General features: G+C 70.8%; 17 protein-coding genes. 11 read left to right on the top strand and 6 right to left on the bottom strand.

Annotated elements, in window-relative coordinates; genetic code table 11:
* Positions 1–86 precede the first annotated feature (86 nt).
* Entirely contained in the window at positions 87–2,183 is a 2,097-nt protein-coding gene (locus AB3X07_RS06670; RefSeq protein WP_369943648.1) for a glycosyltransferase, read from the top strand.
* A gap of 221 nt (positions 2,184–2,404) precedes the next feature.
* Here the strand turns inward: AB3X07_RS06670 and AB3X07_RS06665 are convergent, their stop codons facing one another.
* Positions 2,405–3,817, bottom strand: a complete 1,413-nt coding sequence (locus AB3X07_RS06665; protein ID WP_369944678.1) for a hypothetical protein — start codon at positions 3,815–3,817, stop codon at positions 2,405–2,407.
* 178 nt (positions 3,818–3,995) lie between these two features.
* Entirely contained in the window at positions 3,996–6,152 is a 2,157-nt protein-coding gene (locus AB3X07_RS06660) for a RelA/SpoT family protein (RefSeq protein ID WP_369943647.1), read from the bottom strand.
* A gap of 249 nt (positions 6,153–6,401) precedes the next feature.
* Here AB3X07_RS06660 and pqqA point away from each other — a divergent pair, with 249 nt between their 5' ends.
* From pqqA to pqqE, 5 genes are read left to right on the top strand one after another with little or no spacing between them, the layout of a single operon-like run.
* A complete protein-coding gene (gene pqqA, locus AB3X07_RS06655; protein ID WP_369944676.1) occupies positions 6,402–6,488 on the top strand; it encodes a pyrroloquinoline quinone precursor peptide PqqA in 87 nt (28 codons plus the stop codon).
* Positions 6,489–6,548: 60 nt separating this feature from the next.
* Entirely contained in the window at positions 6,549–7,448 is a 900-nt protein-coding gene (gene pqqB, locus AB3X07_RS06650; protein WP_369943646.1) for a pyrroloquinoline quinone biosynthesis protein PqqB, read from the top strand.
* 34 nt (positions 7,449–7,482) lie between these two features.
* Positions 7,483–8,229 carry a pyrroloquinoline-quinone synthase PqqC gene (gene pqqC / locus AB3X07_RS06645; RefSeq protein WP_369943645.1) on the top strand — a complete coding sequence of 249 codons (747 nt, stop codon included), beginning with the start codon at positions 7,483–7,485 and terminating at the stop codon, positions 8,227–8,229.
* Positions 8,226–8,504 (top strand): pyrroloquinoline quinone biosynthesis peptide chaperone PqqD, encoded by a 279-nt coding sequence (gene pqqD / locus AB3X07_RS06640; RefSeq protein ID WP_369943644.1) that lies wholly within the window; start codon positions 8,226–8,228, stop codon positions 8,502–8,504. The genes pqqC and pqqD overlap by 4 nt, the downstream gene beginning before the upstream one ends.
* Positions 8,501–9,622 (top strand): pyrroloquinoline quinone biosynthesis protein PqqE, encoded by a 1,122-nt coding sequence (pqqE, locus tag AB3X07_RS06635; protein ID WP_369943643.1) that lies wholly within the window; start codon positions 8,501–8,503, stop codon positions 9,620–9,622. Before pqqD ends, pqqE begins: the two co-directional genes overlap by 4 nt.
* Positions 9,623–9,810: 188 nt before the next feature.
* Here the strand turns inward: pqqE and AB3X07_RS06630 are convergent, their stop codons facing one another.
* The 3 genes from AB3X07_RS06630 to AB3X07_RS06620 form a co-directional block, all read right to left on the bottom strand.
* Entirely contained in the window at positions 9,811–10,944 is a 1,134-nt protein-coding gene (locus tag AB3X07_RS06630) for an acyltransferase family protein (protein ID WP_369943642.1), read from the bottom strand.
* A gap of 104 nt (positions 10,945–11,048) precedes the next feature.
* A complete protein-coding gene (locus AB3X07_RS06625; RefSeq protein ID WP_369943641.1) occupies positions 11,049–11,789 on the bottom strand; it encodes a LytR/AlgR family response regulator transcription factor in 741 nt (246 codons plus the stop codon).
* Positions 11,786–12,841, bottom strand: coding sequence for a sensor histidine kinase (locus tag AB3X07_RS06620; protein ID WP_369943640.1), 1,056 nt, complete (start codon positions 12,839–12,841; stop codon positions 11,786–11,788). The genes AB3X07_RS06625 and AB3X07_RS06620 overlap by 4 nt, the downstream gene beginning before the upstream one ends.
* Positions 12,842–13,121: 280 nt before the next feature.
* Between AB3X07_RS06620 and AB3X07_RS06615 the strand changes: the two genes are divergently transcribed.
* Complete coding sequence (locus AB3X07_RS06615; RefSeq protein WP_369943639.1) at positions 13,122–13,634, top strand: hypothetical protein; 513 nt, start codon at positions 13,122–13,124, stop codon at positions 13,632–13,634.
* 10 nt (positions 13,635–13,644) lie between these two features.
* Positions 13,645–15,426, top strand: a complete 1,782-nt coding sequence (locus AB3X07_RS06610; protein WP_369943638.1) for a chloride channel protein — start codon at positions 13,645–13,647, stop codon at positions 15,424–15,426.
* 372 nt (positions 15,427–15,798) lie between these two features.
* Here AB3X07_RS06610 and hrpA read toward each other — a convergent pair whose 3' ends face one another.
* Positions 15,799–19,986, bottom strand: coding sequence for an ATP-dependent RNA helicase HrpA (gene hrpA / locus AB3X07_RS06605; RefSeq protein ID WP_369943637.1), 4,188 nt, complete (start codon positions 19,984–19,986; stop codon positions 15,799–15,801).
* Between the two features lie 94 nt (positions 19,987–20,080).
* On the opposite strand from hrpA, the gene AB3X07_RS06600 reads away from it, so the two are divergent.
* From AB3X07_RS06600 to recQ, 3 genes are all read left to right on the top strand, one after another.
* Positions 20,081–20,632: a Dps family protein gene (locus tag AB3X07_RS06600; protein ID WP_369943636.1), complete on the top strand. Its 552-nt coding sequence runs from the start codon at positions 20,081–20,083 to the stop codon at positions 20,630–20,632.
* A 213-nt stretch (positions 20,633–20,845) separates the two neighbouring features.
* Positions 20,846–21,382, top strand: coding sequence for a hypothetical protein (locus AB3X07_RS06595; protein ID WP_369943635.1), 537 nt, complete (start codon positions 20,846–20,848; stop codon positions 21,380–21,382).
* A 59-nt stretch (positions 21,383–21,441) separates the two neighbouring features.
* The gene (gene recQ / locus AB3X07_RS06590) at positions 21,442–23,250 is read left to right on the top strand and encodes a DNA helicase RecQ (protein ID WP_369943634.1); all 1,809 of its coding nucleotides are present in this window, start codon (positions 21,442–21,444) and stop codon (positions 23,248–23,250) included.
* Positions 23,251–23,401: the final 151 nt, after the last annotated feature.

Raw genomic sequence — 23,401 nt, 5'->3', positions numbered from 1 at the left:
CGAGAATGTAAATTCCGGCGAGTCTAGCGCAGGCCAGCAGGCCGCGCGGCGCGGGGCCCCTTCTGTTTAAGCTGGAGTTGCAACGGATGTCGATGTCCTGGGCGAATGCGCGCTACGCCCTGAGCCGCCTGAGCGGCCTGCTCCGCCGCGGCCTGGCGAGCCTGCGCACGCGCGGCTGGCGCAGCACCTGGCAGCGCGTGCGGGTGCACGCGCAGCCGCTGCCGCCACCGCGGCGGGCGCTGTTCACGGTCGCGCCGCAGCCGTTCGCGCCCTTCGCGGTGCCGGACAGCGACGCGCCGCTGGCGAGCATCGTGATCCCGGTCTACAACCACGCCGCGCATACCCTGGCGTGCCTGCGCGCGCTGGCCGCGCACCCGCCGGCGGCGGCCTGCGAGATCCTGGCGATCGACGACGGCAGCAGCGACGAGACCGTGCAGTGGCTGCCGCAGATCCAGGGCCTGCACTACCACGTGCGTGCGCGCAACGGCGGCTTCATCGCCACCTGCAACGACGGCGCGGCGCGCGCGCGCGGCCGCTACCTGGTGTTCCTCAACAACGACACGGTGCCGCAGCCGGGCTGGCTGGACGCGCTGCTGGACACCTTCACGCAAGAGCCAAGGGCCGGCCTGGTCACCGCGCAACTGCTGTACCCGGACGGGCGCCTGCAGGAGGCCGGCGGCGTGGTGTTCGCCGACGGCAGCGCCTGGAGCTACGGCCGCTTCGAATCGCCGGACGATCCGCGCTACGCCTACCTGCGCGACATCGACTACGGCGCCGGCGCGGCGCTGGCGATCGCGCGCGAACGTTTCCTCGCGCTGGGCGGCTTCGACACGCGCTACATGCCGGCCTACTACGAGGACACCGACCTCGCCTTCGCCGTGCGCGCCGCCGGCCTGCGCACGCTGCTGCAGCCGGCCAGTCAGGTGGTGCACGACGAGGGCACCAGCAACGGCACCGATACCAGCACCGGCATCAAGGCCTACCAGGTGCGCAACCGCGGCGTGTTCGCCGACAAGTGGGCCGGCGTGCTGGCCCGGCAGCTGGCCCCGGGCACCACGCCGACGCCCGCGCAGTTGCACCGGCACCAGCGCCAGGTGCTGATCATCGACGAGGCGCTGCCGCAGCCGGACCGCGACTCGGCCTCGCTGCGCCAGCTCAACCTGATCCGCCTGCTGCTGCAGGAAGGCGCGCACGTGGTGCTGGTGCCCAGCGGCCGCGAATACGCCAGCCGCCACAGCGAGGCGCTGCAGCGGCTCGGCGTGGAGGTGTGGTACGCGCCCTACCTCAAGAGCCTGACCGGCTTCCTGCTGGAGCACGGCGCGCGCTTCCATGCCGTGCTGCTGGTGCGCCACCACGTCGCCCACGCCTGCCTGCCGCTGCTGCGCCGCTTCGCGCCGCAGGCGCGGCGGCTGTTCGACACCGTGGACCTGCATTACCTGCGCGAACGCCGCGGCGCCGAGCTGGCCGGCGACGCGCGCCTGCTGCGCGAAGCCGAGCGCACCCGCGCGCGCGAGCTGGAGGTGATGGCCCAGGTCGACGTCACCGTCCTGGTCAGCGAGGTCGAGCGCGCGCAGTTGCAGCACGAGGCGCCGCAGGTGCGCACCGCGCTGATCTCCAACCTGCACGAAGTGGCCGGGCCGGGCCTGCCGTGGGCGCAACGGCGCGACCTGGTGTTCGTCGGCGGCTTCCGCCACGCGCCCAACGCGGACGCGGTGCGCTGGTTCCTGCAGGAGGTGTTCCCGCCGCTGCGCGCGCTGTTGCCGGACGTGCGCTTCCATTGCATCGGCGCCGACATGCCCGAGGACCTCCACCGCCTCGGCGCGGCCACGCCCGGGGTGGAACTGCTCGGCTACGTGCCGGATATCGCGCCCTACATGGACACGATGCGCATCGCGGTGGCGCCGCTGCGCTTCGGCGCCGGGGTCAAGGGCAAGGTCAACCTGAGCATGGCGCACGGCCAGCCGGTGGTGGCCACGCCGTGCGCGGTGGAAGGCATGCACCTGCGGCATGGCGAGGACGTGCTGATCGCCGACGGCGCCGCGCAGTTCGTCGCCGCGCTGGCGCAGCTGTACACCGACGAGGCGCTGTGGAACCGGCTCGCCGGCAACGGCCTGCGCAACATCGCCACGCATTTCTCGCTGGATGCGGCACGCGCCACGGTGCGCGAGGTGTTTTTGGATTAGTGGTTGCGAGGTCGGCGGGGTTCGGCTGCCGCGCTGATGATTGAGCGGTGGCGGCATGCGGGCAATGCGTCTTTGATCTGACGCGCTATCGGTAGAGCGTCGCGGCTGAAGCCGCTCCTACAGTGCACTCGGCGCGCTTCTGTAGGAGCGGCTTCAGCCGCGACAGACAACGTCGGACACCATAGATGTTTCCACAAGGCGCGAACGCCCCGCCTGTGCGCTCACCGCCCAGGCGACAAGCGCCGCAGCCGGCGCTCGAACGCCGCCAGCTCCGGCGTGCCCGGGTCGATCGCGCGGGCGCGGCGCAGGGCTTCACGCGCGAAGTCGGCGTCGCCGGCGCTCAGGCGCTCGTCGCCGACCGCGAGCCAGCGCTGCGCCAGGCGCCGCCGCGCCGCGGCCACGCCGCTGCCGCCTGGCGCCAGCGCATGCCAGGCGTCGTAGCAGGCGCTCGCCGCCAGCACCCGGTTGCCGCGCAAGGCATCGTCGAAGCACTGCCGCAGTCCCGCCAGCACGCGCTGCTCGGCGCTGCGCACGCGCGCATCGCGCGGTGCCAGCACCTGCGCCGCGAGCAGGCTGTCGTAGGCGCTGGCGCCAGGCGGCGTCAGCCAGTCGCCGCGCGCTTCGGCGGCCTGCACCGCCGCCAGCAGGGTCTGCAGGCGGCGGGCGCGCTCGGCCGGGGCCAGCGGCGACTGCAGCGTGGCCTGGCGCTGGCGCGCGCGCGCCAGCGCCTGCCGCGCATCGGCCAGGGCGCGGCTGTCGGGCAGCAGCGCCTGGCCCTTCTGCAGGGCGCGCTCGGCCTCGGCGAAACGGAAATCGGCGGCGGCGCGCGTGGCCTGCGCCGCATACGCCGCGGCCACGCGTTCCTCGCCGTCGCGGGCATCCGTAGCGTCCGGCGCGGCGGCGCGCAGCCTGGCGAAGGCGCGCGCGGCCGCGTCCAGCCGCTGCCGGCGCAGGGCGGTTTCGGCCTCGCGCCGCAACGCGTCCAGCGCACGGTTCAGCGCCGCCTGCGCGTCCGGCAGGTCGACGTGTCCCGGGTCGTAGTCGCGGGCGCTGGCCACCAGCGCCGCGGCCGCCGCCACGTCGCCGCGCGCCAGCGCCGACCGCGCGCGCTGCAACAGCTCCGACAACGCATCCTCGCGCCCTTCCAGCGCCTCGGTCCGTTCCGGGGCGAACTCCAGGACCTGCCGATACAAGGGCAACGCCGCATCGGGCGCGCCGTCCAGGCGGCCTTCGCCGCGCGCCTGCGCCGCGCGCTGCAGCAACTGGTCGAGCCCGGCATGCGCGGCCTCGCGCTGACGCAGCGCCGCCTCGATCCGGTCGGCGTCCGCGCGCGGCACCTGCAGCGCGCGCGCCAGCGCCAGCGCCGAGCGCACCTGCGCGTAGCGCCCGGCGGCCAGTGCCGCGCGCGCCTGGCCGAGCGCGGCGCGGCCGGTCGCCGCCAGTCCGGCCCGCGCCTGCAGGCGGTCGCCGTCCAGCGCCAGTGCCGCCTCGAAGCGCTCGCGCGCGCCACTGCCGTCGGCGGCACTGAGCCGCCCGGCGCGCAGCGCGGCATTGCCCTGGTCGAGCAGTTGCTGGATGCGCGGCTCCGGCCACAGCAGATCGGCCAGCGGGCGGCGGAACACCACCACGGTCATCGCCGCCAGCAGCACGGCCGCCAGCGCCCAGCGCCAGACGCGGCGATCGCGCCACAGCGGCACGCCGCGCGACGCGCGCCGGCGTTCGTCCCTGACCTGATCTGGCGGCTCGCTCACCGCGCAAGCTTAGCGTGCGCCGATGGCAAGACCATGCATGCGCAGGCCGCGGCGCGGCGATTCAGCCCAGGCGCCGCGCCTCGTGCACGCCCGGCAGCGCGTCGAGCTTGCCCAGCAGCGTGGACAGCTGCCCGTAGTCGCCGACCTTCAAGCGCAGCCGCAACTGCGCGCGACCGCTGTCGCGCACGTTGTCGCTGTTGATCTCCAGCACGTGCGCCTCCTCCTGCGCAATCAGGTTGGTGATGTCCTTGAGCAGCCAGCGCCGGTCCACCGCGCGCACCAGCACGTCCACCTCGTAGCCGCCGCCGGCCTGGCCCCACTCCACCGGCAGCACGCGCTGCGGGCTGCTCGCGGCGAGCCGGGCGAAGGCGGCGCAGTCGCCGCGGTGCACGGTGACGCCGCGGGTCCGGGTCAGGTAGCCGGCGATCGGCTCGCCGGCCACCGGCTGGCAGCAGCGCGCCAGTTGCACCAGCAGATTGCCGACGCCCTGCACGGTGAACTTCGACTTGGCCAGCCCGCTGCGCCGCGCGGTCGGCCGCGGCAGCGCCGGCGCGGCCGGCTGCGCCGCGGCGCGCTCGGCCTCGTGCAGCGCGCGCCCGACCTGGCTGGGGCCGACATCGCCCAGCGCAACCTGGATGTACAACTCCTCGATGCCATCGGCATGGAATTTCTTCGCCGCCGGCAGCAGGTCCGCGTGCTGCAGCCCCAGGCGCTTGAGTTCGCGATCGAGCAGGTCCTTGCCGGCCTGCACGTTGCGCGCGCGGTCGAGCTTGTGGAACCAGGCCCGCACCTTGTCGCGCGAGCGGCCGCTGGCCAGGTAACCGTTGGCCGGCAGTAGCCAGTCGCGGCGCGGCTCGGCCTCCTTGCCGGTGAGGATCTCCACGCGGTCGCCGCTGCGCAGCTTGTGGGTCAGCGGCACGATGCGGTTGTTGACCTTGGCGCCGCGGCAGCGGTGCCCGACCATGGTGTGCACGTGGTAGGCGAAATCCAGCGGCGTGGCGCCCTGCGGCAGGTCGATTACCTCGCCCATCGGGGTCAGCGCGTAGACCCGGTCCTCGACCAGTTCGGCGTCCAGCGCGCCGGCCAGGCCACCCTGCTCGCCGTCCTGCGACTGTTCCAGCAGCTGCCGCATCCAGGTGATCTTGCGATCGAAGGCCTTCTCCGCGCCCTTGCCGCCTTCCTTGTACTTCCAGTGCGCGGCCACGCCCAGCTCGGCCTGCGCGTGCATCTCGTGGGTGCGGATCTGCACCTCGATCGTGCGCCCTTCCGGGCCGACCACGGCGGTGTGCAGCGAACGGTAGTCGTTGGCCTTGGGCCGGGCGATGTAGTCGTCGAACTCGCTGGGCACCGGCGCCCACAGCGCATGCACCACGCCCAGCGCGGCGTAGCAGGCGGCGACGTCGTCGACCATCACCCGTACCGCGCGCAGATCGTACAGTTGGTCGAAGGCCAGGCGCTTCTTCTGCATCTTCCGCCAGATGCTGTAGATGTGCTTGGGCCGCCCGCTGATCTCCGCGCGCAGGCCCTGCTCGGCCAGCGCCTTGGACAGGGTCTTCTTGACCGCCTCGATGTAGCGCTCGCGCGCCAGCCGGCTCTCGTCCACCTCGCGCGCGATGCGCCGGTAGGTGTCCGGCTCCAGGTGCCGGAACGCCAGATCCTCCAGTTCCCACTTCAACTGCCAGATGCCCAGGCGGTTGGCCAGCGGCGCATGGATGTCGCGGGTCAGCTGCGCCAGCGCGCGGCGCTCCGGCTCCGGCGCCTTGTCGGCCACGCGCATCTTCGCCAGTTGCCGCGCCAACAGGATCGGCACCACGCGCAGGTCCTGCACGATCGACAACAGCAGCCGGCGCAGGCCCTCGCTGTTGCGCCCGGCCTCGCGCCCGGCGTGCAGCGCCCACACCTGGTCGGCCGCGTCCTGCCCGTCGAGCAGGCCGCTCACCGCCTGCGCCCGCGCCGGCGGCGCGACCGGCAGTTGCGGCAACTGCGCGCGCAAGCCCGGCAGGTCGAACAGCAGCGCCGCCAGCAGCGCCGCCTCGTCGGCGGACAGCAGGGCCAGCGCATCCAGGGTGTCGGCCAGCACCGGCCACGGTGCGCGCGCCTCCTGCTGCGGCTGCGGCTGCCAGGCCTGCAGCAGGGCCTCGCGCAGGGCCGGGGCCAGGGCGGCCGCCGACGGGCGCTGCAGCAGCGCCTCCAGGCCGGAATGGGAAGAGTGGGTCAAGACGGCGTTCGTGACGAATCGAGTGCCGCCTACACTAGCGCGCTTGCGCGCTTTCCCACAATTGCGCCGCCGCCGGCGCGCGCCGCGGCACGCACCGTCAGCTCACTGTGACGCGGTTGCGACTTGGCCGGGCTTTACCGGAAATTTCACATCCGCGCCGGGGGCCGGGCCTATTCTCGATTTCGACGCCGTCGCTCCGCCATCGCGCGCAGTCCGCCGCCGTCGCCCTGTGGTCCCACTCGAAGAGGAATGCCCATGAAGAAGTGGAACAAGCCCGTGATCCGCGAAATCTGCGTCGGCGCGGAAATCAACTGCTACGCCTCCGGCGAGCTTTGAGCAGGCCCAGCCTCCTTTCCACGACGATGTGACCGGCCAGGCGCCGAAGACGGAGACCGGATGCATCTCATCGTAGTGGGATCGGCGGCCGGCGGGGGGCACCCGCAGTGGAACTGCCACACGCCCGCGAGCCAGCGGGCCTGGCACCTCCATCCGGGTGCCCAACGCCGCACCCAGGCCAGCATCGCGGTCAGCGCCGACCGCCAGCGCTGGCTGTTGATCAACGCCTCGCCCGATTTCCGCCAGCAAGTCCTGGCCACCCCGGCGCTGTGGCCGCAGCGCGACCAACGCCATTCCCCGATCGAGGCCGTGCTGCTGACCAGCGGCGAGATCGACCACATCGCCGGCCTGCTGTCGATGCGCGAGAGCCAGCGCTTCGACCTGTATGCCAGCGGCCGCGTGCTCGACCTGCTGGCGCAGAACCCGGTGTTCGACGCACTGCATCCGGCCTACGTGCACCGCCATGCCTTCGCCCTGGACACGCCGCTGTCGCTGCTGGGGCTACAGGTCACTCCGTTCGCGGTGCCGGGCAAGGTGCCGTTGTTCATGGAGAGCCGCCACAGTGGCGACCTGGCCGGTGCCGACGACGAAACCCTGGGCCTGACCATCGACGACGGCCACCACCGCATCCACTACATCCCCGGCTGCGCGGCGCTGACCGATGCCCTGCGCGCGCGCCTGCGCGGCGCCGAACTGGTGTTCTTCGACGGCACCCTGTGGCGCGACGACGAACTGGTGCAGCTCGGGGTCAGCGCCAAGACCGGCCAGCGCATGGGCCACATGAGCATCGACGGCGAAGCCGGCACGCTGCGCGCGTTCGCCGACCTGGACGTGGCGCGCAAGGTCTTCATCCACATCAACACCACCAATCCGATCCTCGACGCGAACTCCCCCGAGCGCGGCACCGTCGCCGCGCATGGCTGGGATGTGGCCCACGACGGCATGGAGATCGCGCTGTGACGCCCGCCACCGCCCCGCCTGCGAGACCGAGCCCGTGAGCGCCTTGCTGAGCCCCGAGCAACTGGAAACCGCGCTGCGCGCGATCGGCGCGCGCCTGTACCACGACCAGCATCCGTTTCACGCCCTGCTGCATGGCGGACGCCTGGACCGCGGCCAGGTCCAGGCCTGGGCGTTGAACCGCTACGAATACCAGCGCTGCATCCCGCTCAAGGACGCGGCGATCCTGGCGCGGATGGACGACCCGGCGCTGCGCCGGATCTGGCGCCAGCGCATCGTCGACCACGACGGCAGCGCCGACGGCGAAGGCGGTATCGCGCGCTGGCTGCACCTGACCGATGCCCTGGGACTGGACCGCGACCTGGTGCAGTCCGGCCGCGGCCTGCTGCCGGGCACCCGTTTCGCGGTGCAGGCCTACCTGCACTTCGTGCGCGAAAAGAGCCTGCTGGAGGCCATCGCCTCGTCGCTGACCGAGTTGTTCGCGCCGGGCATCATCGGCCACCGCGTCGCGGGTATGCTGCAGCACTACGATTTCGTCTCGCGCGAGGCGCTGGCCTACTTCGAGCACCGCCTGCACGAGGCACCGCGCGATTCGGACTTCGCCCTGGACTACGTCAAGCGCCACGCCGACACCGTGGAGAAGCAACGCCTGGTGCAGGACGCGCTGCGCTTCAAGTGCGGCGTGCTGTGGTCGCAACTGGATGCGCTGCACTTCGCCTACGTGCAGCCGGGCGTGGCCTGGCCGGATGCGTTCGCCCCGGACGCGGCACAGGCCGCCGCATGAGCGCGCTGGACGCCAGCAGCCAGCCACGGCTCGCCGCCGGCGTGCGCCTGCAACACGACCGCGCCCGCGCGCAGTGGGTGCTGCTGGCGCCGGAGCGGGTGGTCGAACTGGATAACATTGCCCAAGCCATCGTCTCGCGCTGCGATGGCGTCCGCAGCCTGGCGGCGATCGCCGCGGAGCTGGCCACCGAGTTCGAGGCCGACCCGGCCGAGGTCGAACGCGACGTGCTCGAACTGGCCGCGCAACTGCACGGCAAGCGCCTGCTGCGCGCATGAACGCCGAGGTGCCGCCGCCGCTTTCGATCCTGCTGGAGCTGACCCACCGCTGTCCGTTGGCCTGCCCATACTGCTCCAACCCCATCGCGCTGGCCGCGGTGCGCGAGGAGATGGACACCGCCGGCTGGCGTTCGGCGCTGGACCAGGCCGCGGCGATGGGCGTACTGCAGGCGCACTTCTCCGGCGGCGAGCCGATGCTGCGCAAGGACCTGCCCGCGCTGGTGGCGCATGCGCGCGCGCTGGGCCTGTACAGCAACCTGATCACCTCCGGCGTGGCCGGCGGCGCGCCGATGCTGGCGCAACTCGCCGAGGCCGGGCTGGAACACGTGCAACTGAGCGTGCAGGACGCCGACGCCGCCGGCGCCGACCGCATCGCCGGCTACCGCGACAGCCTGGCCAAGAAGCGCGCGTTCGCCGCGGCGGTGCGCGCCCTCGACCTGCCGCTGACGATCAACGCGGTGATCCACCGGCACAATGCCGAACGCGTGCCGGCGATGATCGAACTGGCGCTGGAACTCGGCGCCGAACGCCTGGAAGTGGCGCATACCCAGTACTACGGCTGGGGCCTGCGCAATCGCGCCGCGCTGATGCCCAGCCGCGCGCAGATCGACGCCACCGTCGCCGCGGTGGCCGCAGCGCGCGAACGCCTGGGCGAGCGCCTGGCGATCGACTTCGTCACCCCCGACTACTACGCGCACCGGCCCAAGGCCTGCATGGGCGGCTGGGGCCAGCGCTTCGTCAACATTTCCCCGCGCGGCGACGTGCTGCCCTGCCACGCCGCCGAAACCTTGCCGGACATGGTGTTCGAGAACCTGCGCGAGCGGCCGCTGGCGGCGATCTGGCGCGACGGCGAGGCCTTCGTCCGCTTCCGCGGCACCGCGTGGATGCCGCAGCCGTGCCAGGGCTGCCCGAAACGCGAGGTCGACTGGGGCGGTTGCCGCTGCCAGGCGCTGGCGCTGAGCGGCGACGCCGCCACGCTGGACCCGGTGTGCGAACGCGCCCCGGCCCACACCGAACTGCAGGCGCTGGCGCAACGCGAAGCGGCCGCCGCCGCGCCGGCGTTCGTGTATCGGCGGCCGGCGCGCGCGCCGGCCACCGCCGCGGCCGAGGACGACTGACCTGTCGAGGCGGCGTCTCCGGCGGCGCCCCCGCCAGGCCGCATTCTCGACTTGCGACGACATGACGGCGCATTCCGCTGCCCGGATGGCCGCCACGTCCATCGCGCGTCCGCTTCCATGGCGAAGAACCGCGATTTCTTCGCCTTCGGCAAACAAGCTGGGGAAAGTGCAGGCTGCAAAGGCAACCGTCATTTCGAAAGACGACCGGAGCGCGGAGGTTTCTCCCTCATCCCGAAGACAAGGCGCAGCCCTGCAACCCTGCGCAGGCATCCTTCGTAGAGCACAAGGCACGCGGCCATGCTGAGGAGCAGGATGGCGAAGTACTTGATCCATGGCCCCCACGAACACTGGATGACGTAGTAGCCGATCATGACGATGATCGTCTGGTGGAGGATGTAAGACGGATAGCTGGCGTCTTTGGCCCAGGCGAGCACTCGGTTCGCACGCGAGAGATAGCGGTAGCCGTAACCGAGAAACACCATCATCCATAGCCAGGTGAAGACATTGGCGCCAACCTGATCGATCAGGGAGTCGTGCTCGATGATCGCCATGCTGAACAGCGAGATCAGCGAGAAGAACGCCGTCAGCCCCAGGACAAGCGACCATCTGCGGACATCGGAAAGCCACTTCCAGACGCCGGGCGTGGAGGCCATGAAGTATCCGTATGCCGTCAGCAGCAGGTAGTGGTTGAAGATGTACCAATCGCTGATGAGATTGTGCATCTCCGGGAATCGCGGTTTCAGAAGAGCCTCGTTGAGACCGAGCGGAATTCCCAATAGGAAAAGCCAATTTCCCGGCGCAAGGTGTGTCTCGGCTCGCTTCCACCACAGCATCACCGGGAGCAGCAATAGTACGTAAACGTAGAGGTAAAGAACGAACCAAAGGTGGTGCCAGCCGAAATCCCCGGCCGGGTAGAACTGCAATTGCAGGACGCGTATCAGGTAGAAATCCAGATAGCCTCCGCCCCATTGCCCATGCAGCAACCGCTCGTAGTAGATCTGCGGCGGCACGACCAGGAACATGCCGACGATCAGCGGCAAAAGCAGTTTCTTCGTCCGTTCCTGCAGGAACTGCCCGGTACTGCGCCGCTGCAGCGCGAACCACATGCCGGCCCCGGCAATGACGAACAGCAACGGCATGCGCAGGCGGTGAGCGATATCCATCGGCCATTGCAGCGACGGAAGGGTCTGGCTGTTGACGATATGCCAGCCCCAGCCGACGAAGATCATCCCGGTATGGAAGAAGAACAGGACGAAAATGGCGATGACGCGCAGCCAGTCCAGGAAGTCGTAGCGCTCCTGCGGGTGGGTGGTGGCGAGCATCGATTGGGTCCCCTGTGTCCGCGATACCGGGGAGCCTGAGCGAACGGCCGCCGGCCAGCAGCGGATTTGGGGTGAACGGAGGCCCGCCGGGGCAGAGGCGGACGCTACCCGCCCATGCGGGCGAACAAGGCGTCGCGATAGCGCCGGCTGAGCCGCAGGGTGCGGCCGTTGCGGAGATGCAGGTCGTAGTCGCCCTTGAACAGCGGCGTCAGCGATCCGATGCAGGCGAGGTTCGCCGCGGCCGACCGGTGGATGCGGACGAAGCGCTGTTCGCCCAGCTGCGCCAACAGATCCTGCAGGGTCCGGCGCATCAGGTAGGTGCGCGCGGCGGTATGCACATGCACGTAGTTGCCGTCGGCTTCCAGCCATTCGATCGAGGCCGCATCGATCAGCTGCAGCCGCTCGCCATCCGGCACGAGCAGGCGCTCGCATGCAGGCGCGCGCGCGCGCCCCATCGCCACCGCCGCGGCACCGGACTCGTGCGCGCTGAGCCGCGCGCGCACGCGTTGCACGGTCAGCGCGAGCCGATCGCGGTCGTAAGGCTTGAGCAGGTAGTCGATCGCATTGAGGTCGAACGCCTTCACGGCATGCGCATCGAAAGCGGTCACGAACACGATCAGCGGCGCGCTCGACGGCTCGAGCTGCGCCGCGACCTGCAGCCCCGATAGCGTGGGCATCTGGATGTCGAGAAAGGCCACGTGCGGGCGCTGCTGCTCGATGCACAGGGCCGCGGACAATCCGTCCTCCGCCGATCCGACCACCGCGATGCCGGGTTGCTCCGCCAACCAGCGCGCGAGCTTTTCGCGCGCGGGCGCTTCGTCGTCGGCGATTACGGCGCGGATCATCGCCTGTCCTCCGCCAGCGGGATCGAGACGCGCGCGGCGACGCCATCGCCCTCGTTGCGGACAATCAAGGAGGCGGCATCGCCGTAGAGGATGCCCAGGCGCTCCCGGCAGTTGCGCAATCCCACCCCGTCCTGCCTCTCCGGCGCCGGCAGGGTGGAGCCGGAATTGTGCACCACGATCTCCAGCGAGCCGCCTGCGTGTCGCGCACCGACCGCGATGGCGATGGGCACCAGCGTGGGCTCGACGGCATGTTTGAACGCGTTCTCCAGCAAGGGCTGCAGCAGGAGCGCCGGGACACTGGCGTCGAGCAGGGCCGGGTCCACCTGCCATGTCAGCGTCACCCGATCCCGGAACCGCTCGCGCATGATGTCCGCATACCGCTCGAGTGTGCGCAGTTCCGCCGCCAGCGGCGTCATCTCGTTCTCGATGGTCCCAAGGCTGGTGCGCAGCAGGTCGCCGAGTGCCGCCAGCAGGCGGTCGGCGCGTTCCACGTCGCTGTGCATCACCGACGAGACGGTATTGAGCGCGTTGAACAGGAAATGCGGCCGCAGCTGCCCCTGGAGCTGCGCCAGCTGCGCCTCGGCCAGCGCCTTCTGCGTTTGCAACAGGCGATTGCGCTGCAGTTGCCACTGGTCATGGGACTCGAGTCCAAACAGGACCCCCAGCCATAGGCCGACGAAGACGCTCAGCTTGGTGGTCTCGTACACGAACAGGGAGCGCCAGCCCGGATGCGCGTAGGTGAGGCCCATGGCGGCATAGATCCCGTGCCGTAACGCATACACCGCCACGATGAAGGTGACGGCGATCGCCGGCAACCAGCGCAGGTAGCGGCCGAACCAGATCAGGGGCTTGTCCAGATACGCCGCATGCCGTCCGCGCACACGGACGGCAAGCCAGATCCAGACGCTCGCGACCAACGCGGAACTTCCCTCCGACAGCAGCCCCTCCCACCAGAGGGCGTGCGGATTGCTCAGGCGCTCCTGCACGGACACGCCGATCATGAGCAGCCAGAACGCCACCCACAACACGATCAACGCTTTCGGAGTGGACATCGCACCGCTGGCAGCGAGGGCGCCTGCCCGTGGCGGACGAGATGGCGGGTTCATGATGGGCAAGTGTACCCACGGCATTCCGGTCGGGCTTGGCCCGCGGGGCAAGCGGGACAGACGCGGGACGAACGGGCCGATGGCGGGGGCAGGCGCCGCAGAGCCCCGTCGACCGGAACCGGCTACGCGACCGGACACGGGGGTGCGCCGAGTGGCCGCCGCGGGCGCCAGACGCCGCGCGCTTACGACTACACTACGGCGCATCCCACAAGCCCGGACCCCCGCCATGTCCCTTGCGCGTCTCGCTCCCCTGGCCCTGTGCGCGGCGCTCGCCGTGTCCGCCGCGCCGGCGCTTGCCCAACGCACCGTCTCCGGCGACCTGCAGACGCAGATGTCGGCGCAGGAGTTCAAGGCCGCGGGGCTGGACAAACTGTCGCCGCAGGAACTGGCCGCGCTGAACGACTGGTTGCAGGGCAAGGTCGCCAAGGAGACCGCGGTGGCGCTGGAGAAGGCCAAGGAGGAAGGCCGCCAGGAAGTGATCGTGAAGAACCGCGGCTTTTTCGACTTCGGCAGCCAGGAGCCGATCGAGAGCACCCTGGTCGGCGAGTTCACCGGCTTCGCCAAGGGCCGCCGCTATGTGCTGGCCAACGGCCAGGAGTGGGAACAGACCGAGGCCGCCAGCCTGAGCAGCGTGCGCCGCAGCGCGCCAAAGGTGCAGATCCGCCCGGGCATCGCCGGCGTGTGGTACATGCAGGTGGACACCTTCAACACCCGCGCCAAGGTCCGCCGCGTCAAGTAGGACGCGCGCCGTGAACCTGCGTCCGCATCCGCGGCTGGGCCTGGCCGACGCCTCGCACAGCCTGGCCGACGCGCTGCGCCGGCGCTTCCGTGCCAGCGACGTCTGGTTCATCGCGCTGTCGCTGCTGGTCGGCCTGATCGCCGGCCTGCTGACCCTGCTGCAGAGCGGCATCGCGCACGGCGCGCAGGCCTGGCTGTACGGACTGGACAGCGACGCCCGGCTCAGCGCCCTGCCCGAGTTGAGCGTGAGCCAGTTGCTGGTGCTGCCGCTGGGCGGGCTGCTGGTCGGCCTGCTCGGCATGGCCGCCCGCGCGCGCAAGCGGCAACTGATCGACGCGGTCGAAGCCAATGCGCTGTACGGCGGGCGCATGTCGATGCGCGACAACCTGATCGTGTCGACGCAGACCCTGCTGTCCAACGGCGTCGGCGCCTCGGTCGGGCTGGAGGCGGCGTACACGCAGATGGGCGCCGGCAGCGGCTCGCACCTGGGCCGGATCCTGCGCCTGCGTCGCGCCGACATCCGCACCCTGGTCGGCGCCGGCGCCGGCGCGGCCATCGCCGCCGCGTTCGGCGCGCCGCTGGCCGGCGCGTTCTATGCGTTCGAGATCGTGATCGGCGCGTACTCGCCGTCGGCGCTGGCGCCGGTCGCGGTGGCCACGCTGGGGGCGGTGTTCGTGGCCCAGGTCGCGGGCGTGCAGCCGTACCTGCTGCCGGCCTCGGCGGCGTCGGCGCTGGAGGCGCGCGACTACCTGCTGTATGCGCTGCTGGGCGTGCTGTGCGCGTTGCTGGCGGTGGCGGTGATGCGCCTGGTCGGCGCGATCGAGCAGGCGGTCAACCGCAGCCCGCTACCGCGCTGGGCGCGGCCTGTCGCAGGCGGCCTGCTGCTGATCCCGCTGGCGCTGATCACGCCGCAGGTGCTGTCCTCCGGACACGGCGCGCTGCATCTGGACCTGACTAGCCCGACCTCGCTGCAATGGCTGGGCGTGCTGTTGCTGCTCAAGTGCCTGGCCTCGGGGATTTCGCTGGGTTTCGGCTTCCGTGGCGGCCTGTTCTTCGCCTCGTTGTTCATGGGCTCGCTGATCGGCGGCTTGTTCGCGGGGCTGTTGAATCTGGGCACCGGCATGGCCCTGGTGGACGGCACCGCCGCGTCGCTGGCGGGCATGGCGGCGATGGCCGCCGCGGTGGTCGGCGCGCCGATGACGATGGCGATGCTGGTGCTGGAAGGCACCCACGATTTCGTGCTGGCCAGCGCGGTGATGGTGGCGGTGCTGGTGGCCAACACCATCGTCCGCCAGATCTTCGGTTACTCGTTCTCCACCTGGCGCCTGCACCTGCGCGGCGAGACCATCAAGAGCGCGCGCGACGTGGGCTGGGTCAAGCACCTCAGCGCCGGGCGGATGATGCGCAAGGACGTGCATCCGCTGGCCGCGACCACCAGCGTGGCCGAGTTCCGCCGCCGCTTCCCGCTCGGCTCGGGCACCCGCGTGGTGCTGGAAGACGAGAACGGCCACTACGCCGGCCTGGTGACCCTGGCCGCCGCCTATGCCGACGGCGTCGATGCCGACGCGGCGATCGTCGACTATGCCGGCAACCGCGACGTGGCCCTGCGCGCCGACACCGACGTGGTCACCGCGATGCGCCAGTTCGACCTGACCCAGAGCGACGAACTGGCCGTGGTGGACGAGCAGGGCCAGGTGCTGGGCGTACTCACCGAGAGCTTCGTGCGCAAGCGCTACGCGGAGGAACTGGACAAGCGCCAGCGCGAGCTGATGGGTGAGCGGGTGGACGACTGAGTGGAGCCGGGATTGGGCTTGGCAGGTTCGCTGGCGTCGATGCCGCATTTTTCTGGGTGCTTTGGCATCGCGACCGTTGCATCGTTCTGTCGCGGCTGAAGCCGCTCCTACAAAAGCGTGAGCCGTCACTGTAGGAGCGGCTTCAGCCGCGACAGAAAGAACGGCACACGCCGGCAGCCCCGTCGCGCGTAGATCCGGATGCGCGGCTTTTCGAGGTTCCCCCGAAGTGGCTCCCAGCCGAGCGCGTATTCGCCGGGCCAGCCCCTACCTGCGCATGCAGCGCGCCGCTTTTGTGGGAGGGACTCCCACAACGAAGCGCTCATCGCGAGCAGCGCGGAATTGCCGCACCAATCCCGAATCCCCAATCCCGAATCACCGCAACCCAGCCACCCGCTGCGCCAGCTTCTTGGCCGAGATGCCCGCGCGGGCACCCAGTTCCTGCGCGAACAGCGACACCCGCAGTTCTTCCAGATCCCAGCGCAACGCCTGCCATTCCGGCGTAGCGCCACGCCCGGCCGCGGCCGCGTCGGCCAGCGCATCGACGAATGGTTTCAGTTCCAGCATCCGCGCCTGGTCGCGCGCCGGATCGCGCTTGGCGCGTTCGGCGCGCAGGAGCATCGCGCGCAGATAGCGCGGGAACTGCGCCAGCGCGGTCGCCGGGGTCTCGCGCAGGAAGCCAGGATGCAGCAAGGCCGCCAGTTGCGCGCGCAGGTCGTCGAGGTTGCCGCTGGCCCAGCCCATCAGCGGCGATTCCAGTTGCGGCTTCAACTCCGCCGCCGCGCCCATGATCGTCTCGGCCAGTTTCAGCCGTTCCATCGCCTCGCCGAACAACCGCCGGCCGACCGCATCGCGGCGCAACGCGAAGCCGTCCGCGTCGCGGATCGCCTCCAGCCCGTCCTCGACCAGGGCATTCAACGCCGCATCGACCAGGTCGCCGCGCAGCCGCTCCTGCGACTCGATCGCCGCGTACAGCAGCCCGGTCTTGGGCGACACCGGCAACTGCTTGCGCGCCTGCTTGACCTTGTCGGCCAGGGCGATCTCCAGCAGCCGGCGCACCCCGCGCGGGTGCGCCGCCTCGGCCTGCGCGCGGTCGGCGAAGATCCGCAGCGCGGCGCTGTCGCCCTCGTCCACCAGCGCCGGATACGCAGGCACCCCGGCCTCGCCCGGCACCTGCAGCGGAATCGGCGCAGACGGGAACTCGCGCAGCCCGGTCGCGGCCATCGCCCGCCCGGCACGCGCGGCGAAGGCCTGGCCGGCACGCTCGCCGAAGCGCGCGCGCAGCGCGTCCAGGTCGCGGGATTCGGCCAGCACCTTGCCGGCCTCGTCGCGCAGGCGCAGGTTCATGCGCAGATGCGGCTCCAGCGCGGGCTCGTCGAACTCCAGCGCGCTCAGCGGCGCGCCGGTGGCGCGTTGCAGGAAGCGCGCCAGTTCGCCGCGGAGGTCGTCGGCGCTGGGCTGCGGGAACGCCTCGTAGAAGGCGCGGGCGAAGTCCGGCGCCGGCACGTAGTTGCGGCGCAGCGCCTTGGGCAGACTGCGGATCAGCGCCGCCGCCTTGTCGGTGACGAAGCCGGGCGCCAGCCACGACAGCCGCGCCGGGTCCAGCGCATTGAGCAGGTGCACCGGCACCTCCAGGGTCACGCCGTCGTCGGCCGCGCCCGGTTCGAACCGGTAGTGCAGCGGCAGCCGCGCATCGCCCAGCGGAAAGTACTTGGGATAGCGCTCGGCCTCACTGCCCTCGCCAGGCAGCAGGTCGGCCAGCGACCAATGCAGCGCGCGCCGCTGCTCCGGCGCCAGCGCCTTCCACCAGGCGTCCAGGCCCGAGGCGGAGTGAATCTCGCCGGGAATCCGGTCCAGATACCAGCGCGCCTGCCAGTCCTCGTCGGCGACGATGCCGGCGCGGCGCAGCTTGGCCTCTTCCTCGTGCGCCTGTGCCAGGACCTTCTGGTTGTCGGCGACGAAACTGGCGCGGGTGGTGATCTCGCCCGGCACCAGGCCCTGGCGCACGAACAGCTCGTGCGCGCCGGGCGGATCGATGCGGCCGTAGTGCACCGGCTTCTTCGGCGCCAGCACCAGCCCGAACAGGCTGATCTGCTCGGAGGCCAGCACCTGCCCCTGCGCGCGCGACCAGTGCGGGTCGAAATGCTTGCGCGCCAACAGGTGCGGCAGCTCGGCGATCACCCAATCCGGCTCGATCGCGGCGTTGGTCAGGCCCCAGACCTTCTGCGTGTCCAGCAGCGTCGCCGGCAGCACCCACGGCGGCGGCTTGCGCGCCAGCGCCGAGCCGGGGAACAGCAGGAAGCGGCGCTGCCGCGGCGCCAGGAAATCGCCCTTCTCGGTGCGATGGCCGACCTGGGTCGGCAGGCCGGCCAGCAGCGCGCGGTGCAGCGCCTGATAGGCGGCGGCGCGCTCGCGCTCGCTGGCACGCGGCGCCTCGCCTGCATCGGCGGGCGCCGGCGGCGGGGTCGGGGCCGCCGCCGCAACGGGCGTGGTCGGCGCGCCGCGTCCCTCGCGGGCCAGGCGCGCGGCACGGTGCAACTGCCCGCGGGTCGCACGCGCGGCGGTCTCGGCATCGCGCGCCGGCGCGGGCGCCGCGGCACCGGCCAGCAGCGGCCGCAGCGCGGCCTCCGCCGGTTCCTCGGTCCAGCCCAGCTCCGCGCACAGCAGATGCAACTGGCGGTGCAGTTCGCGCCACTCGCGCATGCGCAGGAAGCCGAGGAAATGCCGCCCGCACCAGTCGCGCAGCTTGGACTGGGTCAGATCCTCGTGCGCCTGCCGGTAGCCGTCCCACAGGCGCAGGATGCCGACGAACTCCGAGCGCGCATCGGCGAACTTGGCATGCGCGTTGTCCGCGGCCTCGCGCGCCTCCGGCGGGCGCTCGCGCGGGTCCTGGATGCCCAGGAACGCGGCGATCACCAGCATCGGCCGCAGGCAGCCGTGCTGCTGCGCCGCCACCAGCATCCGCGCCAGCTTCACGTCCACCGGCAGCCGCGCCATCTTGCGGCCGATCTCGGTGAGCTTGCGCAGGCCATGGCGGTCCGGCTCGCCGACCGCACCCAGTTCCACCAACTGCTGCCAGCCATCGGCCACCGCGCGCTCGTCCGGCGGCTCCAGGAACGGGAAATCCTCGATCCGGCCCAGCCCCAGCTGCAGCATGCGCAGGATCACCCCGGCCAGGCTGGAGCGGCGGATTTCCGGATCGGTAAATTCCGGGCGGGCCTGGAAGTCCGCCTCGGCGTACAGCCGGTAGCAGATGCCCTCGGCAATACGACCGCAGCGACCCTTGCGCTGGTTGGCGCTGGCCTGCGAGATCGGTTCGATGTGCAGGCGGTCGAGCTTCTGCCGCGGACTGTAGCGCTTGACCCGCGCATAGCCCGGATCGATCACGTAGCGGATCCGCGGCACCGTCAGCGAGGTCTCGGCGACATTGGTGGCCAGCACCAGGCGTCGCCGCGGGCCCGGGTTGAACACCCGGTCCTGGTCGGCGTTGGACAGCCGCGCGTACAGCGGCAGCACCTCGGTCTCGCGGTACTTGCGCCGCTCCAGCGCCTGGTGCGCATCGCGGATCTCGCGCTCGCCGGGCAGGAACAGCAGCACGTCGCCGCGCGGGTCCAGCCGGGTGATTTCGTCCACCGCCGCCACGATCGCGTCGTTGACGGTGAGGCCGGGAGTGGGGATTCGGGATTCGGGATTCGCTGAGGCGGTTCGCGGCGAACGTTGGGGCTCGCGCGCTTCTTCCAATCCCAAATCCCCACTCCCCAATCCCGGCTCCTCCAGCGGCCGATAGCGTACTTCCACCGGATAGGTGCGGCCTTCCACGCTGATCACCGGCGCATCGTCGAAATGCGCGGCGAAGCGCGCGGTGTCGATCGTCGCCGAGGTCACGATGACCTTCAGGTCCGGGCGCTTGTGCAGCAACTGCTTCAGATAGCCAAGCAGGAAATCGATGTTGAGGCTGCGCTCGTGCGCCTCGTCGACGATGATCGTGTCGTAGCTGGACAGCCAGCGGTCGCTGGCGATCTCGGCCAGCAGGATGCCGTCGGTCATGAACTTGATCCGGGTCTGCTCGCCGACCCGGTCGTTGAAGCGCACCTGGAAGCCCACCGTCTCGCCCACCGGCGTGCGCAGCTCCTCGGCCACGCGGCCGGCCACCGCGCGCGCGGCGATGCGCCGCGGCTGGGTGCAGCCGATCATGCCGGCGGCGCCGCGTCCGGCGGCCAGGCACAGCTTCGGCAACTGCGTGGTCTTGCCCGAGCCGGTTTCGCCGGCGATCACCACCACCTGGTGCGCGCGGATCAGCGCGACGATGCGCTCGGCCTCGCGCGCGATCGGCAATTGCGCGTCCAGCGCGATCGCCGGCTGCGTCGCCGCGCGCGCCGCGCAGCGTTCCCGCGACGCGTCCAGCGCCTGCGCGAACGCTGCCTCCAATGCGGGATTGCCGGGCGCGGCCTGCCAGCGCGACCATAGGCCGAGCAGGCGGCCGCGGTCGCGGGTCAGCGCGCCGTCGATCGCGGCGCGGCGCTCGCGCAGGCGGGCGGCGAGAGGTTTTTCGATAGTGTTCATCAATCGGGTGCCGTCGAACTTTGAATTACAACGCATGCTTTAGTCTGTCTATTGTGACGCCATATCGTTCGTAACCCCTCAGGAGGACCCACCGATGGCCAAGAGCAAGACCCCCGGCAAGACCAAGAGCCCCGCCACCACGCCGTTGGCGGCGCTGGCGCCGTCCGCGCCCAACATCGATATCGGGATCAGCGGCGGCGACCGCAAGAAGATCGCCGACGGCCTGTCGCACTACATGGCCGACGCCTTCACGCTGTACCTGAAGACCCACAACTTCCACTGGAACGTGACCGGGTCGATGTTCAACTCGCTGCACCTGATGTTCGAGACCCAGTACACCGAGCAGTGGGCGGCGCTGGACGACGTGGCCGAGCGCATCCGCGCGCTGGGCTTCAATGCGCCGGGCTCGTACAAGGAATACGCCGCGCTGACCTCGATCCCGGAAGAGCCGGGCCTGACCGACAGCGCCGACTGGCGCGAGATGGTGCGCCAGCTGGTGGTCGGCAACGAGGCGGTGTGCCGCACCGCGCGCAAGGTGCTCAAGACCGCCGACGACGCCGGCGACGACCCGTCGGTGGACATGCTGACCCAGCGCCTGCAGACCCACGAAAAGTACGCGTGGATGCTGCGTTCGCTGCTGCAGTAAGGGATAAGGCTATGCCTGCGCAGCAGGCATAGCCTCCCAGAGTTCGCTTTGCGAACTCTGGGCCCCAACTCCGCGGCTTCCAATCCCCGCGCCTTCGGCGCCCCCCTTACTAAGGGCGCGCTTGCACGCGGAGGTTTCAACGCAACGGGATGCAGGGTCGCCGGCGTCATGCATACTTGCGGGCGGGCCACCGCCCGCCCACATGGACGTTCGATGACCGCTTCATATCCCTCGCTGCGTCGCCCGCTGCTGGCCATCGTGCTCGGATGCGCTGTCGGCATCGCGGCTGGTCTGGCCGCGGGTCTCCTTGCCTGGTGGCGATTGGGCGACACCGGGATACCGACCGACAGCAACAACGAACTGCTCGCGCCGCTGTTCGCGGTATTGAACGCGCTCGTTCACACCTTCGGCTCTCTGGCGCCCATGCTGAACTGGTTCGCCGGGACATGGGCGGCGTGCGTGGCCCTGGTCCTGGCCGTGGACAGTTGCCAGCCCGGCCAGCGCAGCGTGCCCAAGGCGGCCGCCCTGGCGGTGCTGGTGGTGGTGAGCGGCGCCGGCACCGCTGCCCTGGTGCTGTGGACGCGCGGATACGATCCGCGCCATCCCGTGCAGTTGGTGGCGCTGCTGGCGCCGGCGCTGGCGTGTTCGGCGGCGCTGCTGCTGGCGTTGCCGGCGCTGTTGATCGGCCACGTCCTCGGCGGCCGCCGCGCGCGTCGGGCAATGCCTACGCGCACCGCCTCGCTTGCCTGATAGCGCGGCGCACCGCGCCGCCGCTCGGCCGCGCTTGACCCACGCGGTATCCTAGGCGCATGCAATCCTCCGCCCACTCCGTGCTCGGCCGCGTGTTCGGCTACGACCAGTTCCGCGGTCCGCAGCAGGACATCGTCGAACACGTCGCCGCCGGCCACGACGCGCTGGTGCTGATGCCCACCGGCGGCGGCAAGTCGCTGTGCTACCAGATTCCCTCGCTGCTGCGCGACGGCACCGGCATCGTCATCTCGCCGCTGATCGCGCTGATGCAGGACCAGGTCGAGGCGCTGCGCCAGCTCGGCGTGCGCGCAGAGTATCTCAACTCCACCCTGGACGCGGAGACCGCGCAGCGGGTCGAGCGCGAGTTGCTGGCCGGCGACCTGGACCTGCTGTACGTGGCCCCCGAGCGCCTGCTCACCCCGCGCTTCCTGTCGCTGATCGAGCGTAGCCGCATCGCCCTGTTCGCGATCGACGAGGCCCACTGCGTCTCGCAGTGGGGCCACGACTTCCGGCCCGAGTACCGGCAGCTCACGGTGCTGCACGAGCGCTGGCCGCAGACCCCGCGCATCGCCCTGACCGCCACCGCCGACCCGCCGACCCAGCGCGAGATCGCCGAGCGCCTGGACCTGACCCAGGCGCGCCACTTCGTCAGTTCCTTCGACCGGCCCAACATCCGCTACACCGTGGTGCAGAAGGACAACAGCAAGCGCCAACTGCTGGACTTCCTGCGCGCGCACCGCGGCAGCGCCGGCATCGTCTATTGCCTGTCGCGGCGCAAGGTCGAGGAAACCGCCGACTTCCTGGCCCGGGAAGGGCTCAACGCCCTGCCCTACCATGCCGGCCTGCCGGCCGAGGTCCGCGCCGCCAACCAGCGCCGCTTCCTGCGCGAGGACGGCATCGTGATGTGCGCCACCATCGCCTTCGGCATGGGCATCGACAAGCCGGACGTGCGCTTCGTCGCCCACACCGACCTGCCCAAGTCGCTGGAGGGCTACTACCAGGAAACCGGCCGCGCCGGCCGCGACGGCGAACCCGCCGAGGCCTGGCTGTGCTACGGCCTGGGCGACGTGGTGCTGCTCAAGCAGATGATCGAACAGGGCGAGGCCGGCGAGGACCGCAAGCGGGTGGAGCGGCGCAAGCTCGACCAGTTGCTGGGCTACTGCGAGTCGATGCAATGCCGGCGCCAGGTGCTGCTGGCCAGCTTCGGCGAAACCTACCCGCAGCCCTGCGGCAATTGCGACAACTGCCTGACCCCGGCCGCGGCCTGGGACGCCACCTTGGCGGTGCAGAAGGCGCTGAGCTGCGTCTACCGCAGCGGCCAGCGCTTCGGCGTCGGCCACCTGATCGACATCCTGCGCGGCAGCGACAGCGAGAAGGTCAAGCAGTTCGGCCACGACCAGCTCAGCACCTACGGCATCGGCAAGGACCTGGACGCGCGCGCCTGGCGCGGCGTGTTCCGCCAGTTGGTCGCCACCGGCCTGCTGGAGGTGGACAGCGACGCTTACGGCGGGCTGCGCCTGACCGACGCCAGCCGCCAGGTGCTCAAGGGCGAGCGCCAGATCATGATGCGCCGCGAGGCGCCCAGCCGCGGCCGCGACCGTGGCGACCGCAGCGGCAGCCCGCGCACCGGGGTCCCGGTGCAGCCGCAGGACCTGACCCTGTTCAACGCCTTGCGCGACCTGCGCGCCGGCCTGGCCAAGGAACAGAACGTGCCGGCCTTCGTGATCTTCCACGACAGCACCCTGCGCAACATCGCCGAGCAGCGCCCCACCAGCCTGGACGAACTGGCCCACGTCGGCGGCATCGGCGGCACCAAGCTGGCACGCTACGGCCAGCAACTGATCGATATCGTGCAGCAGCAAGGTTAGTGCGGGTCATCCATTGAGCAGTTCCCGCCGCGCTTACGCGCGCATGGGCAAGGAGGCGGGAAGTTGAACAGGCGCAGGCACCAGAACGCGCTACGGTTTGCGCCCGCCAGGCCGAAAGCCGGTGGCGCCCGGCGCATCGCGTCGGGCCCGA

The organism is Xanthomonas sp. DAR 35659, assembly GCF_041242975.1.
Classification (GTDB): domain Bacteria; phylum Pseudomonadota; class Gammaproteobacteria; order Xanthomonadales; family Xanthomonadaceae; genus Xanthomonas_A; species Xanthomonas_A medicagonis.
This window is presented reverse-complemented; position numbering and strand designations above follow the sequence as displayed.